We start from the raw sequence: 13,744 nt of genomic DNA, 5'->3' as shown, positions 1-13,744 counted from the left end.
TCACCTGACGCCCGATCCAATTAGCTGGCGACGATATTGACCAGTTTCCCGGGCACTACGATCACTTTGCGAATCGTCAGGCCGTCAACGAAACGCAGCACGTTTTCGTTGGCGCGGGCTGCCGCTTCGACTTCTTCACGGGTCGCGGCGGCCGGCATTTCGATCTGGCCGCGCAGCTTGCCGTTGACCTGGATCACCAGGGTCAGGCTGTCCTGCACCAGCGCGCTTTCGTCCAGCACCGGCCAGCCGGCGTCGATCACCGGATCGGCGTGGCCCAGGCGGTTCCACAGCTCGTGGCTGATGTGCGGCGTGATCGGAGCCAGCAGCAGCGTTACGGTTTCCAGACCTTCCTGAACCAGTGCGCGATCCTGTTCGGTCGCTTGCGCGGCTTTTTCCAGCACGTTCATCAGCGTCATCACCTGAGCGATGGCGGTGTTGAATTTGTGGTTCTGGCCGACGTCGTGGCTGGCCTGCTTGATCGCCTGGTGGATCGCGCGGCGAATGACTTTCTGCTCGTCATTCAGACCGGCGATGTCCAGTTTGCCCGGCAGGCCCTGAGTGATGTGGGCCTGAGCCAGACGCCAGACGCGCTTGAGGAAGCGGTGCGAGCCTTCCACGCCGGAGTCGGACCATTCAGCGCTCATGTCAGGTGGCGAGGCGAACATCATGAACAGACGGCAGGTGTCCGCGCCGAACTGATCGATCATCGACTGAGGGTCGACGCCGTTGTTCTTCGACTTGGCCATCTTCTCGGTGCCGCCGATTTCTACCGGCAGGCCGTCGGCGATCAGCTTGGCGCTGATGACCTTGGCCTTGCTGTCGCGCTCGAGTTCCACGTCCGCCGGGTTGAACCAGGTGTAGGCACCGTTGGCTTCACGACGATAGTAAGTCTCGGCGACCACCATGCCCTGGGTCAGCAGGTTCTTGAACGGCTCGTTGGAGCTCACCAGGCCTTCGTCGCGCATCAGCTTGTGGAAGAAGCGCGCGTAGAGCAGGTGAAGAATGGCGTGTTCGATACCGCCGATGTATTGATCCACCGGCAACCAGTGGTCGGCCGCGGATTTTTCCACCAGACCGCCTTCAAAGTGCGGCGAGGCGTAACGGGCGTAGTACCAGGACGACTCGACGAAGGTGTCCATGGTGTCGGTTTCACGCTTGGCAGGCTGACCGCATTTCGGGCAAGCGCACTCGTAGAACTCCGGCATGCGTGCCAGCGGCGAACCGGCGCCGTCCGGCACCACGTCTTCCGGCAGGACGACAGGCAGTTGATCTTCCGGCACCGGCACGTCACCGCAGGCATCGCAGTGGATGATCGGGATCGGGCAGCCCCAGTAGCGTTGACGGCTGATGCCCCAGTCGCGCAGGCGGAACTGGGTGCGCGAGGCGCCCAGCTCTTTCTTGATCAGGGCGACTTCCATGGCGTCGAACGCGCCAGCGAAGTCCAGACCGTCGAATTCGCCGGAGTTGATCAGCGTGCCGTGCTCGCCGTAGGCGTCCTGCCATGGCGCCGGGTTGGTTTCACCGGAGCTGGTGCGAACCACGGATTTGACCGGCAGGTTGTACTTGTGGGCGAACTCGAAGTCGCGCTCGTCGTGCGCCGGCACAGCCATGACCGCGCCGTCGCCGTAGTGCATCAGCACGTAGTTGGCGACCCACACCGGCAGTTTTTCGCCAGTCAGCGGGTGCTCGACGAACAGGCCGGTCGGCAGGCCTTTCTTCTCTTGGGTGGCGACGTCGGCTTCGGCGACGCTGCCGCCCTTGCATTCGGCGATGAACGCTTGCAGCTCGGGGTTGTTCTTCGCGGCGAGGGCGGCCAGGTGGTGCTCGGCGGCTACGGCGACATAAGTCGCGCCCATCAGGGTGTCCGGACGGGTGGTGAAAACTTTCAGGGTGCCGCTTTCGCCGATCGAGTCGACGTTGTACGGGAATTGCACTTCCATCCCGCGCGACTTGCCGATCCAGTTGCGCTGCATGGTCTTGACCTGCTCGGGCCAGCCAGTCAGTTCGTCGAGACTCTCCAGCAGCTCATCCGCATAGGCGGTGATCTTGAAGTAGTACATCGGGATTTCGCGCTTTTCGATCAGCGCGCCGGAACGCCAGCCGCGACCGTCGATCACCTGTTCGTTGGCCAGAACGGTCTGATCGATCGGGTCCCAGTTCACGGTGCCGTTCTTGCGGTAGATCACGCCTTTTTCGAACAGGCGAGTGAACAGCCATTGTTCCCAGCGGTAGTAATCCGGTTTGCAGGTGGTGACTTCGCGCGACCAGTCCACCGCCAGGCCCAGGCTGCGCAGCTGGGATTTCATGTAGGCGATGTTTTCGTAGGTCCACTTGGCCGGGGCCACGTTGTTCTTCATCGCGGCGTTTTCCGCCGGCATGCCGAAGGCGTCCCAACCCATCGGTTGCAGAACGTTCTTGCCGAGCATGCGCTGGTAGCGGGAGATCACGTCGCCGATGGTGTAGTTGCGCACGTGCCCCATGTGTAGCTTGCCGCTGGGGTAAGGGAACATCGACAGGCAGTAGTAAGTCTCCTTGCCTGGCTGTTCACTGACTTCAAAGGACTTTTGCTCGTCCCAGAACGACTGGGCGGCGGCTTCGATTTCACGGGGCTGATATTGTTCGTGCATGGCTACTTTTGTACTGGATAGGGGTGGCCTAATCCTCTTCAATGCGACGTTCGGGGCGTGCCGGACGAGCTGGAAGTGGAGTTACAGGAAGCGCCGTAGCATACATGACCGCGCTCGGCCTAGGGAAACCCTGATTGCAGCCGTTTGACCGGCTGAAATCGCGGCGAGGGCCGTTGGTCGCGGCGTGCAGCCGGTTTGTGCAGCGAAGCTAAGCTCTAACTGGGGAGTGAGTCTTATCTTCAATGAGGTGAGGGATGGTGGAGTCACAGCAAAAAAACGTTACCAAACCCGAGTTGTACGAGCGGTTGATCGATCGTCTGGGTATGGCCCTGGACGCGGCAAAAACCGCTGGAAGGCTGCGCGACGAGCGCCCCCTGGAGCTGGAATTGCGTGGCTTGAGTCCCGCCGAGTTCAAACTGGTCAAGGCCTATCTGGATCGCAGTGAGCGTGAAACCCACGGATACCTGTCACAAGCGGTGAAACAACTCGATGCAGCCCATACGGCCAATGTCATCTGGCTCAAGGACAAGGCGCCCGGCAGAGACCCCGTCAAGGTTCGGACTCTGCAGGCCAAGTAAACGCATGGCAGGTCAAAAAGCGGATCTTTTTCAACAAGATCCGACCCTACTGGTTGTCGCGTTGTATCAACCCACTTAGGCTTCGGGCATCTCTGGAGATGCTCGATGCCTTTTCGTTATTTCATTAAACAACTTCTATTGCCGCCTGGCCTTCTTTTGCTGCTGTTGCTGGCGGCCTGGTGGCTGCGTCGCTCGCGGCCACGGCTGGCCGGGCTGTGTTTTGCATTGGGGTTTGGCGGCTTTTTGCTGATGAGTCTGCCGGTGGTCGTGCAGTGGGGCGCCAAGGCGCTGGAGCGCGAGCCGCCGCTGGCCCGGGAAGCATGGACAAGCCTGGTGCAGCGTGCTGATGCGATTGTGGTGCTGGGCTCCGGTCGCGAGCGCGGCGATCTGGCCTGGGGCGAGGATCAACCGACCGGTGTCGGGCTGGAGCGCCAACGTTATGCGGCGCGACTGGCCAAGGCGTCGGGGTTGCCGATTCTGACCAGCGGTGGCCTGCATTACGGTACGCCGCCGACTGAAGCCAAATTGATGGCCGATTCGTTGCGCGATGATTTCGGTGTGACGGTGCGCTGGCAGGAAGGGGAGAGCCGCACCACGTGGGAGAACGCCGAATTCAGTGCCAAAATGCTGTTGCCGGAAGGCGTCAAACGCATCGTGCTGGTGACCCAGGCCTGGCACATGCCGCGAGCGGTGTGGAGTTATCAACAGGCCGGATTCGAAGTGGTGCCGGCGCCGGTCGGTTTCCTCGGCACTGACAACGCCCGGCCGTTTGGCGGCTGGCTGCCGGAGTTCAAGTCGATCTGGCAGAGCGGGCAGTTGATGAACGAGGCGGTGGGGCAGATTGGCTATTCGCTGTTCTACCGAGGGAAGGAAAGCGCCGATTGATCACTCCCGCGCAGGACGCGGGAGTGAACAGGCTTTCAGAGCGTCTTGGACATCCGGTTGGTCATCAGCGCCCAGCCGAACAGCACCACGCACAGGATGATCAGCGGCCACGAGCGCCATTGCAGATACGGCGTCAGGTTGTGCATCGGCACCACTTCGCCGTACAGCACGCCCTGTTCGAACTGCGGGATACGCTCGGTAATCTGCCCAAACGGGTTGATCAGCCCGGTCACGCCGTTGTTGGTCGCGCGAATCATCCAGCGTCCGGCTTCAAGCGCACGCATCTGCGCCATTTGCAGGTGTTGCAACGGGCCGATGGACGTACCGAACCAGGTGTCGTTGCTGATCGTCAGCAGCAGATCGCTGCGTGCCGCCAGACCTGCGGCGAACTCCGGGTAGACCACTTCATAGCAGATGAACGGCGCGATCTGATAACCCTTGGCCTGCAACAGGGCCTGATCGGCAGGGCCGCGGGCGAAGTCGGACATTGGCAGGTCGAAGAATGCGATCAGCCCGCGCAGGATGTCCTGCAACGGTACGTATTCGCCGAACGGCACCAGCTTCTGTTTCAGATAAGTGCCATCGCCTTCGCCGACCACGGTGATGCCGTTGAAGAAGCGTTTTTCGTGACGGACCATTTCGCGGATCGGCACGCCGGTGATCAGCGCCGATTTACGCTCGGCGGCGAAGTTGCCCATCATGGTCAGATAGCCCTCGGCGGACTCCTTGAGCACCGGGACAGCGGTTTCAGGCCAGATCAACAGGTCGACCGGTTTGGAGCGGAAGCTCAGGTCGCGGTACAGCGCCAGTTGCGCATTGAGCTCGGCCGGGTCCCATTTCATGCTTTGTGCGACGTTGCCCTGAATCGCGGCAACGGTCAGCGGCGCGCCCGCCGGGCTGGTCCAGGCATGGCCCTTGAGCGCAATGCCTGCCGCCCATGGCCCTATCAGCAATACCAGGCCGGCGGCGATGAAGGCTTTGCGGCGGGTTTGCAGCAGGCGCGGTGCGTTGTAGATCAGTGCAGCGGTCAGCGCCAGAACGAACGACACCAGCCACATGCCGCCCACTGGCGCGAGCCCGGCCAGCGGGCCGTCGAGCTGGCTGTAACCGGAATACAGCCACGGGAAACCGGTGAGGAACCAGCCACGGAAAGCTTCCTGACCGACCCACAACGCCGCAAACGCCAGGGCGTCGGCCACTGGCGCTTCATTACGCCGCAACCAGCGCGCCCAGAGCCACGCAGGCAGGGCGAAGAACCAGGCAATGGCTGCCGTGAAGATCAGCATCAGGAACCCGGCCAACAGCACCGAAGCGCCGCCGAAATGGTGGATGCTGTAATAGATCCAGCTGGTGCCGGCGCCGAACAGGCCGAAACCGAAGCACCAGCCACGACCCAGTGCCTGACGCGGGCTCAGTTCGCGCAGGCCGGCATAGAACAGGCCGACCGCCAGCAATGCCAGCGGCCAGAGATCGAACGGTGCCAGAGCGAAGGTGGTGATTGCACCGGCCGCCACGGCCAGCAGGTTACCGGGCCAGCCGGGACGGGTTGTCCAGCGCATTTCAATCCTTAGATTTTTTACCGGGCGATTGGGGTCAGTCGCAGCAAATGAATCCGACGGCTGTCGGCATTCAGGATGCGGAAACGATAGGCGCCGATTTCAGTGATTTCGTTACGTTTTGGCAAGTGCCCGAACGCGCTCATCACCAGCCCGCCGACGGTGTCGAACTCGTCGTCGGAGAATTCGCTGTCGAAGAACTCGTTGAAGTTCTCGATCGGCGTCAGGGCCTTGATCAGGAAATCACCGCTGGGCAGCGGCTTGATGTAGCTGTCTTCTTCGACGTCGTGCTCGTCTTCAATGTCGCCGACGATTTGTTCAAGCACGTCTTCGATGGTCACCAGACCGGCCACGCCGCCGTATTCGTCGATGACGATGGCCATGTGGTTGTGGTTGGCGCGGAATTCACGCAGCAACACGTTCAGACGCTTGGACTCCGGCACGAAGGTGGCCGGGCGCAGCAGGTCCTTGATGTTGAAGCTGTCGCCGTTCTCCTTGAGGATCAGTGGCAGCAGATCCTTGGCCAGCAGCACGCCCATCACGTCGTCATGGCTTTCGCCGATGACCGGGTAGCGCGAGTGGGCCGAGTCGACCACAGCGGGGAGGAATTCGCGGGGTGTCTGGGTCGCCTTGATGCTGATCATCTGCGAGCGCGGCACCATGATGTCGCGAACCTGCAGGTCAGCCACCTGGATGGCGCCTTCGACGATGGCCAGCGCTTCGCTGTCCAGCAGTTTGTTCTGATGTGCATCGCGCAGCAGCTCAAGCAGCTCCTGGCGGTTCTTCGGCTCGTGGGCAAAAGCCTGGGTCAGTTTACCCAGCCATGACTTTTGCCCGTTGCTCGATCGATCTTCGCTCATAGCGATTACTCTGAATCCTTTGTTGTAACAGTAGGGGATGTTTCGGTTTCGTCGTCCGCGTACGGATCGGGATAACCCAACTCGGCAAGCAACTCGCGTTCCAGTGCTTCCATTTCCTCGGCTTCCTCGTCATCTATATGGTCGTAACCAAGCAGATGCAAGCAGCCGTGAATGACCAGATGTGCCCAGTGGGCCTTTAGTTCCTTGCCCTGTTCGGCAGCTTCGCGCTCGACCACTGCCACGCAGATCACAAGATCGCCCAGCAATGGAATGTCGAGAAACTCGTCGGGCACTTCGGCGGGAAAGGACAGGACGTTGGTCGCGTAATCCTTGTGCCGCCAGGTGTGATTCAGTTCGCGGCCTTCTTCCTCGTCGACCAGACGAATGGTCATTTCCGAGTCAGCGGTGCGCTGGCGCAGGGCCAGTTCGCACCATTGGCGGAACTCGGCTTCGGTCGGCGCAGACGCTTCGGTCGCGATTTGCAGGTCAAGCTCAAGCATCGTGGCGGGTGTCCTTTGGCGCTTCATCGGCCACGCGATTCTCGAAGCGCTCGTAGGCTTCGACGATGCGTTGCACCAACGGATGGCGCACCACGTCTTTGGGCTGGAAGTGGGTGAAGCTGATGCCCGGCACATCTTTCAGGACTTCGATGACGTGATGAAGTCCGGACTTGGTGCCGCGCGGCAGGTCGACCTGGGTGATGTCGCCGGTGATCACGGCCGTGGAGCCGAAACCGATCCGGGTCAGGAACATCTTCATCTGCTCGACGGTGGTGTTCTGGCTTTCATCGAGAATGATGAAGCTGTTGTTCAGCGTACGGCCGCGCATGTAGGCCAGCGGCGCGACTTCGATCACCTGACGCTCGATCAGCTTGGCCACGTATTCGAAGCCGAGCATTTCATAGAGCGCGTCGTAGAGCGGGCGCAGGTACGGGTCGATCTTTTGCGACAGGTCGCCGGGCAGGAAGCCGAGTTTTTCACCCGCTTCGACCGCCGGACGCACGAGCAGGATGCGACGGATCTGCTCGCGCTCCAGGGCATCCACCGCGCAGGCGACAGCCAGATAGGTCTTGCCGGTACCGGCCGGGCCGATGCCGAAGTTGATGTCGTTGCCGAGGATTTCCTTCACGTAGCGCAACTGATTCAAGCCGCGTGGGCGAATCATGCCTTTCTTGGTGCGCAGGGCGACGGAGGCTTCGGCGGGGGCGTGGTTGTCCAGCTGCTCGACGGCCGATTCCTGGAGAAACAGGTGAACCGTATCCGGCGACAGCTCTGAACCCTTGGTTTCCCGGTACAGGCGGCGAATGAGGTTTTCCGCGGAAGTGGTGTGCTTGGGTTCGCCGATCAGCTCGAACTGATTGCCGCGGTTGCGGATCTCGATGGCCAGGCGCTGTTCGATCAGGCGCAGGTGCTCGTCGAACTGCCCGCACAGATTGGCGAAGCGGCGAGCCTCAAAGGGCTCGAGGATAAAACGATGTGGTTCGATGGGTGCGTTCAAGGTCGTATTTAGCCGCCCTGGGGCAATTAGGATGAAATCAAGGATAACGCCAGCGGCGTGGGTGCGAAAGCTCTTAAAAAGCCTTGCATCGATTCAGCCGTCTGGCGGGGTCTCCTTGCGGTGTTACTGGATCAGCGAGCCGCGCAGCGAGTGCGGTTGCGCCGCGTCGATGTGCACGTCGGCGAACTGGCCGATCAGGGTCGGATTATCGCAGCGGAAGTTGACGATACGGTTATTCTCGGTGCGCCCTTGCAGCTCGCCCGGGTCTTTCTTCGAATAATCGGTCACCAGAATCCGCTGGACCGAACCGACCATTTGTCGGCTGATCTCGAACCCTTGCTGATTCAAACGGTGCTGCAAGGCGTTCAGGCGTTCTTTCTTCAGTTCTTCCGGGGTGTCGTCGGCCAGATCGGCGGCCGGGGTGCCCGGGCGCTGGCTGTAGACGAACGAGTAGGAAAAATCGAAACCGACGTCGGCAATCAGCTTCATGGTCTGTTCGAAATCTTTCTCGGTTTCCCCCGGGAAGCCGACGATGAAGTCCGAACTGATGCAGATGCCCGGTACGGCTGCGCGCAGTTTGCGCAGCTTGGATTTGTACTCCAGCGCCGTGTGGTTGCGCTTCATCGCGGCCAGGATCCGATCCGAACCCGACTGCACCGGCAAGTGCAGGTGCTTGACCAGTTCCGGCACTTCGGCGTGGGCCTGGATCAGGCTGTCGGAAAACTCCAGCGGGTGCGAGGTGGTGTAGCGGATGCGGTCGATGCCATCGACCGCTGCGACCACACGGATCAGTTCGGCCAGGTCCGCCAGGCGACCGTCGTGGGTCAGCCCGCGATAGCCGTTGACGTTCTGCCCCAGCAGGGTCACTTCGCGCACGCCGTGTTCGGCCAGGTGAATGATCTCGGCGATCACGTCGTCGAACGGTCGGCTGACTTCTTCGCCGCGGGTGTAAGGCACCACGCAGAACGTGCAGTACTTGCTGCAGCCTTCCATCACCGACACGTAGGCGCTCGGGCCGTCGATGCGCGGCTCGGGCAGGTGGTCGAATTTTTCGATTTCCGGGAACGAGACGTCGACTTGCGGCAGCTTGCTGATGCGCGCGGCGTCGATCATTTCCGGCAGACGGTGCAGGGTCTGCGGGCCGAACACCACGTCGACGTACGGGGCGCGATCACGGATCGCTGCGCCTTCCTGGCTGGCCACGCAACCGCCGACGGCGATCACCATGTCCGGGTTGGCCAGTTTCAGTTCGCGCCAGCGGCCGAGCTGGGAATACACCCGGTCCTGGGCGCGTTCGCGGATCGAGCAGGTGTTGAGCAGGATCACGTCGGCATCTTCGGCGCGCGCCGTGACTTCCAGGGCCTGGTGTTCGCCCAGCAGATCGACCATGCGCGAGCTGTCGTACTCGTTCATCTGGCAACCGTGGGTTTCGATGTAAAGCTTCTTGGCCATGGAATAGGGTCGTCACGTGGTTCAAAGAACCGCGCATTATAGGGAACATGTCCCCAGGTTCCTACCGCTGCGCGTCCGGTGGCTATGCTATAGTTCGCGCCCTCATTTTTACCCCGATGTCGTCCGCCCGCCATGACCAAACGCGAAGCTCCAATCTACAAGGTGATTTTCCTCAACCAGGGCCAGGTGTTCGAAATGTACGCCAAGCAGATCTATCAAAGTGATCTGTGGGGTTTCCTGGAAGTGGAAGAGTTCGTCTTTGGCGAGCGCACGCAAGTGGTCGTCGATCCGAGCGAAGAAAAGCTCAAGGCGCAGTTCGAAGGCGTGGTGCGCAGCTTTGTGCCGATGCACTCGATCGTGCGCATCGATGAAGTGGAGCGTCTGGGTACGCCAAAGATCAGCGAAGCCCGTGGCGGCGTTGGCAACGTGATGCCGTTTCCGGTGCCGATGCCCGAGAAGTAAACCGTAAGTCCGGGTCGCCTCATTCGCGAGCAGGCCCGCTCCCACAGAGGAATGCATTCCAATGTGGGAGCGGGCTTGCTCGCGAAGAGGCCAGAAAAATCTATAGAGAAATCAGGGAAGAGGCGAAAACGGCGTACGCCCGTCGGCGCTCTGCAATTCCATCAGGTATTTACGGAAAATTTGCCCGAGCACTTGCGTGGCAGTCTCAAGATCTTCGCGGGACATTTTTTCGGAGACTTCGTCGGCCGTATCCAGCGCATCTTCAGCACCGTTGACCGCCGCCATCTTCAGCACGATGTAGGCCTGAATGTTGTTGGCCTGCACGCCTTCGCCGTGGAAGAACATGGTGCCGAGCTTGAATTGCGCCTGGGCGTGGCCTTGCAGCGAGGCCTTTTCGAAATAGCTCAGGGCTTGATTGAGGTCGCGCGGCGCGTTCTTGCCGTCGTAGTAGAACTCACCCAACTCGTATTGCGCTTGCGCATCCCCCTCATCCGCTGCCTTTTGGCAGGCGGCGAGGGCCTGCGTGACATCTTGCGGCTGAGTATTGAGGGTGCAGCGACCCATCGCCGGGATCAACAACGAGTTGCCGCCTGCTTGTGCATGTGCGAGCAGCGGCTGAAGGAGCAACAGGCAGCCCAAGGCAAGGGTGCGGCCGGTGCGGTTCATGGGAATCGACTTACCTCTGAAGGGCGCGCGGACCCGTCGAGGGATCCAATAAGCGCGCATTATGAAATAAGCAGGGCCATCCTTACAAAGTCTTTACTCGATTTTCTGCTGCGCGGGAAATATATCGCCCACTTTAGGGGAGATTTTTGGCAGGAGTGTCGGAAAAGGCGTGCGGATGTAGGAGAACGCTGACGCTGGCAATGGCCAACGTCAGCGGCGGGGCGTTTTACTTCAACTTGGCGAAGGCGCGCTCGGCGGCGTCGAGGGTCAGTTTCAGCTCGGCTTCGCCATGGGCGATCGAGGTGAAACCGGCTTCGAAGGCGCTCGGTGCCAGATACACGCCACCTTCCAGCATCAGGTGGAAGAAGCGGCCGAACAGTGCCGCATCGCTGGCCATCACGTCTTCAAAAGTAACAATGTCGTCGGCACCGCTGAAGTACAGACCGAACATGCCGCCCGCCTGGGTGGTCACGAACGGAATGCCGGCGGCATCGGCGCGCTGTTGCAGGCCATCGAGCAGACGCGTGGTGTAGTCGGTCAGCTCGGCGTGGAAGCCCGGACGGCTGATCAGGCGCAGGGTGGTCAGGCCGGCGGCCATCGCCAGCGGGTTACCCGACAAGGTGCCTGCCTGATAGACCGGGCCCAACGGCGCGATGCGCTCCATGATCGAGCGCTTGCCGCCGAAGCAGCCGACCGGCATGCCGCCGCCGATGATCTTGCCGAAGGTGGTCAGGTCCGGGGTTACGCCGTAGTAAGCCTGGGCACCGCCGAGGGCAACACGGAAACCGGTCATCACTTCGTCGAAAATCAGCACCACGCCGTGCTTGTCGCACAGGCTGCGCAGGCCTTCGAGGAAACCCGGCGCCGGCGGTACGCAGTTCATGTTGCCGGCCACTGGCTCGACGATGATGCACGCGACGTCCTGGCCGACTTCGGCGAGCATTTTTTCAACGGCGTCGATGTCGTTGAACGGCAGGGTCAGGGTGTGTTTGGCGAACGCTGCCGGTACGCCGGCCGAGCTCGGTACGCCCTGGGTCAGTGCGCCGGAGCCGGCCTTGACCAGCAGGCTGTCGGAATGACCGTGGTAGCAGCCTTCGAACTTGATGATGCTGTCGCGGCCGGTGAAACCACGGGCCAGACGGATCGCGCTCATGGTCGCTTCGGTGCCGGAGCTGACCATGCGCACCATCTCCATCGACGGCACCAGCGAGCAGACCAGATCGGCCATCTCGGTTTCCATCGCGGTCGGCGCGCCGTAGGACAGGCCGTGTTGCAACTGGTTGCGCACTGCGTCCAGCACGTCCGGGTGGCTGTGGCCGAGGATCATCGGGCCCCAGGAGCCGACGTAATCCACATAACGCTTGTCGTCTTCGTCAGTGACGTAGGCGCCTTCGGCGTGCTTGAAGAACAGCGGCGTGCCGCCGACGCTCTTGAACGCGCGCACCGGCGAGTTCACGCCACCGGGAATGTGTTTCTGGGCGTTGGCAAACAGGGTTTCGGAACGAGACATGATCGGGCTCTCAGACTTTTAGTAATTCATTGAAGGCGCGGGCGCGGCGGGTCACTTCGGCGGTGCTGTCGGCGCCGAACAGGCCATGGACCACGGCCAGCAGATCGACACCGTGGGCCACCAGCGGCGCGGCGTTGTCGAGGGTGATGCCGCCGATCGCGCAGATCGGCAGGTGCAGGGTGCGTTTGGCTTCGTCGAGCAGATCGAGGCTGCAACTCGGTGCACCGGGTTTGGTATTGGAATTGAAGAAGCGACCGAAGGCGACGTAACTCGCGCCTTCTTTGGCGGCCTGTTCGGCCAGTTCAAGCTGCGCGTGGCAGGTCGAACCGATGATCGCCTTGGAACCGAGCAGGGCGCGGGTCGGCGACAGCGGGCCGTCGGTCTGGCCCAAGTGCACACCGACGTTCAGGCGCGCGGCCAGTTCGGCGTCATCGTTGATGATCAGTTGCGTCTTGTAGCGCTCGCACAGATCGCGCAGGGCTTCGGCCTCACGCAGGCGACGGGCTTCGTCGCTGCTCTTGTCGCGGTATTGCAGCAGGGTGACGCCGCCTTCCAGCGCCGCCTCCACGTAGGACAGAAACTTGCCGGCCAGCAACTGGCTGTCGGTGATGGCATACAGGCCACGTAGTTTCATCGCGCAGACCTCAGGCTCGAAACTTCAGGAACAGAAATCCAGCGGCAGGCGACGCGGCACGAACTGGCCTTTGCCCAGCTGTTCGGCATCGCGCAGGGTGCGCCAGGTGTAATCCAGCGCGGTACGCACCGCGCTGGCGAGGTTTTCGCCCAGTGCCAGGCGACCGGCGAGGGTGCTGGCCAGGGTGCAGCCGGAACCGTGATAGCTGCCCGGCAGGCGCTGGCACTTGAAGGTTTCGCGCAGACCGTCGCGGCTGTACAGGCGGTTGTGGATTTCGGTTTCGTCGCCGTGACCGCCGGTGATCAGCAGGTTCTTGATGTACGGCAACAGTTTTTCAGCACACTCGTCCGCGGTGCCTTCTGGCAGTTCGGCGAGGATCCGGGCTTCGGGAAGGTTGGGGGTGGCGATGATCGACAGCGGCAGCAGGCGTTCGCGCATGGCGTAGCCGACTTCGTCCTTGCCCAGGCGTCCACCGCCGCCGGCGCGCAGCACCGGGTCGCAGACCACTGGCAGGTGCGGGTGCGCCTGGAGCAGTTCGACGACGGTGTCGACCATTTCCAGGGAACCGAGCATGCCCAGTTTCACTGCCGCGACTTCGGAGTCGTTGAGCACGGCATTGGCCTGAGCCAGTACCCACTCACGGTCGAGGACGCGAAAGTCAGTGACGTTGACCGTGTCTTGCACGGTCAGGGCGGTGACGGCCGGAGCCGCATGGCAACCCTGAGCGAGCAGGGCTTCGATATCTGCCTGCAGGCCGGCGCCACCACTGGGGTCGTGGCCGGAGAGACAGAGGACAACGGGGCGTGAGCTGTAGATATTCATGGTGCGCGAGCTTACCACCAAACCTGTTTTCCGGGTGTTGTGGCGCAGTGCGCGGCCGATAACACGGGTAGCGAGATCCACAGCGCTTGTCACAATCTGACCGAGCCAACAGCTCTAGCCCGGCGTTCTGCTCTGGAACGCCCGTTCTAGAGCCTTTGTAGGAAAAATTTCCATGGTGCTCAATGGCCATCAACG

General features: G+C 61.6%; 13 protein-coding genes. 3 read left to right on the top strand and 10 right to left on the bottom strand.

Going from position 1 to position 13,744, the window contains the following annotated elements; all coding sequences use genetic code 11:
* Positions 1 to 20: 20 nt before the first annotated feature.
* A complete protein-coding gene (leuS, locus tag LOY31_RS25435; RefSeq protein WP_007958675.1) occupies positions 21 to 2,627 on the bottom strand; it encodes a leucine--tRNA ligase in 2,607 nt (868 codons plus the stop codon).
* Between the two features lie 254 nt (positions 2,628 to 2,881).
* On the opposite strand from leuS, the gene LOY31_RS25430 reads away from it, so the two are divergent.
* Entirely contained in the window at positions 2,882 to 3,205 is a 324-nt protein-coding gene (locus LOY31_RS25430) for a hypothetical protein (RefSeq protein ID WP_007958676.1), read from the top strand.
* 105 nt (positions 3,206 to 3,310) lie between these two features.
* Positions 3,311 to 4,090, top strand: a complete 780-nt coding sequence (locus LOY31_RS25425; protein WP_258712363.1) for a YdcF family protein — start codon at positions 3,311 to 3,313, stop codon at positions 4,088 to 4,090.
* A 35-nt stretch (positions 4,091 to 4,125) separates the two neighbouring features.
* Here LOY31_RS25425 and lnt read toward each other — a convergent pair whose 3' ends face one another.
* From lnt to miaB, 5 genes are all read right to left on the bottom strand, one after another.
* Positions 4,126 to 5,649: an apolipoprotein N-acyltransferase gene (gene lnt / locus LOY31_RS25420; RefSeq protein ID WP_039771840.1), complete on the bottom strand. Its 1,524-nt coding sequence runs from the start codon at positions 5,647 to 5,649 to the stop codon at positions 4,126 to 4,128.
* Between the two features lie 17 nt (positions 5,650 to 5,666).
* Complete coding sequence (locus LOY31_RS25415) at positions 5,667 to 6,506, bottom strand: HlyC/CorC family transporter (protein WP_007909641.1); 840 nt, start codon at positions 6,504 to 6,506, stop codon at positions 5,667 to 5,669.
* A 5-nt stretch (positions 6,507 to 6,511) separates the two neighbouring features.
* Positions 6,512 to 7,006, bottom strand: a complete 495-nt coding sequence (gene ybeY / locus LOY31_RS25410; protein WP_007958682.1) for an rRNA maturation RNase YbeY — start codon at positions 7,004 to 7,006, stop codon at positions 6,512 to 6,514.
* A complete protein-coding gene (locus LOY31_RS25405) occupies positions 6,999 to 8,003 on the bottom strand; it encodes a PhoH family protein (protein ID WP_258712361.1) in 1,005 nt (334 codons plus the stop codon). The genes ybeY and LOY31_RS25405 overlap by 8 nt, the downstream gene beginning before the upstream one ends.
* 123 nt (positions 8,004 to 8,126) lie before the next feature.
* Positions 8,127 to 9,455 carry a tRNA (N6-isopentenyl adenosine(37)-C2)-methylthiotransferase MiaB gene (gene miaB, locus LOY31_RS25400; RefSeq protein WP_074691567.1) on the bottom strand — a complete coding sequence of 443 codons (1,329 nt, stop codon included), beginning with the start codon at positions 9,453 to 9,455 and terminating at the stop codon, positions 8,127 to 8,129.
* 132 nt (positions 9,456 to 9,587) lie between these two features.
* Between miaB and LOY31_RS25395 the strand changes: the two genes are divergently transcribed.
* Positions 9,588 to 9,917: a DUF1820 family protein gene (locus LOY31_RS25395; RefSeq protein ID WP_007958692.1), complete on the top strand. Its 330-nt coding sequence runs from the start codon at positions 9,588 to 9,590 to the stop codon at positions 9,915 to 9,917.
* A 111-nt stretch (positions 9,918 to 10,028) separates the two neighbouring features.
* Here LOY31_RS25395 and LOY31_RS25390 read toward each other — a convergent pair whose 3' ends face one another.
* The 4 genes from LOY31_RS25390 to LOY31_RS25375 form a co-directional block, all read right to left on the bottom strand.
* Entirely contained in the window at positions 10,029 to 10,583 is a 555-nt protein-coding gene (locus LOY31_RS25390) for a tetratricopeptide repeat protein (RefSeq protein ID WP_003228518.1), read from the bottom strand.
* 226 nt (positions 10,584 to 10,809) lie between these two features.
* Complete coding sequence (gene hemL / locus LOY31_RS25385) at positions 10,810 to 12,093, bottom strand: glutamate-1-semialdehyde 2,1-aminomutase (RefSeq protein ID WP_064599654.1); 1,284 nt, start codon at positions 12,091 to 12,093, stop codon at positions 10,810 to 10,812.
* Between the two features lie 10 nt (positions 12,094 to 12,103).
* Entirely contained in the window at positions 12,104 to 12,727 is a 624-nt protein-coding gene (gene thiE / locus LOY31_RS25380) for a thiamine phosphate synthase (protein WP_085608753.1), read from the bottom strand.
* Positions 12,728 to 12,751: 24 nt separating this feature from the next.
* A complete protein-coding gene (locus LOY31_RS25375) occupies positions 12,752 to 13,549 on the bottom strand; it encodes a hydroxymethylpyrimidine/phosphomethylpyrimidine kinase (RefSeq protein ID WP_007958699.1) in 798 nt (265 codons plus the stop codon).
* Positions 13,550 to 13,744: the final 195 nt, after the last annotated feature.

It is taken from the genome of Pseudomonas sp. B21-021, assembly GCF_024749205.1.
Taxonomy (GTDB): Bacteria; Pseudomonadota; Gammaproteobacteria; order Pseudomonadales; family Pseudomonadaceae; genus Aquipseudomonas; species Aquipseudomonas paraglycinae.
This window is presented reverse-complemented; position numbering and strand designations above follow the sequence as displayed.

Excerpts from the sequence above, each read along its gene's own strand:
- leuS (WP_007958675.1), bottom strand. The coding sequence starts at position 2,627 with ATGCACGAACAATATCAGCCCCGTGAAATCGAAGCCGCCGCCCAGTCG.
- LOY31_RS25430 (WP_007958676.1), top strand. The coding sequence starts at position 2,882 with ATGGTGGAGTCACAGCAAAAAAACGTTACCAAACCCGAGTTGTACGAG.
- LOY31_RS25425 (WP_258712363.1), top strand. The coding sequence starts at position 3,311 with ATGCCTTTTCGTTATTTCATTAAACAACTTCTATTGCCGCCTGGCCTT.
- lnt (WP_039771840.1), bottom strand. The coding sequence starts at position 5,649 with ATGCGCTGGACAACCCGTCCCGGCTGGCCCGGTAACCTGCTGGCCGTG.
- LOY31_RS25415 (WP_007909641.1), bottom strand. The coding sequence starts at position 6,506 with ATGAGCGAAGATCGATCGAGCAACGGGCAAAAGTCATGGCTGGGTAAA.
- ybeY (WP_007958682.1), bottom strand. The coding sequence starts at position 7,006 with ATGCTTGAGCTTGACCTGCAAATCGCGACCGAAGCGTCTGCGCCGACC.
- miaB (WP_074691567.1), bottom strand. The coding sequence starts at position 9,455 with ATGGCCAAGAAGCTTTACATCGAAACCCACGGTTGCCAGATGAACGAG.
- LOY31_RS25395 (WP_007958692.1), top strand. The coding sequence starts at position 9,588 with ATGACCAAACGCGAAGCTCCAATCTACAAGGTGATTTTCCTCAACCAG.
- LOY31_RS25390 (WP_003228518.1), bottom strand. The coding sequence starts at position 10,583 with ATGAACCGCACCGGCCGCACCCTTGCCTTGGGCTGCCTGTTGCTCCTT.
- hemL (WP_064599654.1), bottom strand. The coding sequence starts at position 12,093 with ATGTCTCGTTCCGAAACCCTGTTTGCCAACGCCCAGAAACACATTCCC.
- thiE (WP_085608753.1), bottom strand. The coding sequence starts at position 12,727 with ATGAAACTACGTGGCCTGTATGCCATCACCGACAGCCAGTTGCTGGCC.
- LOY31_RS25375 (WP_007958699.1), bottom strand. The coding sequence starts at position 13,549 with ATGAATATCTACAGCTCACGCCCCGTTGTCCTCTGTCTCTCCGGCCAC.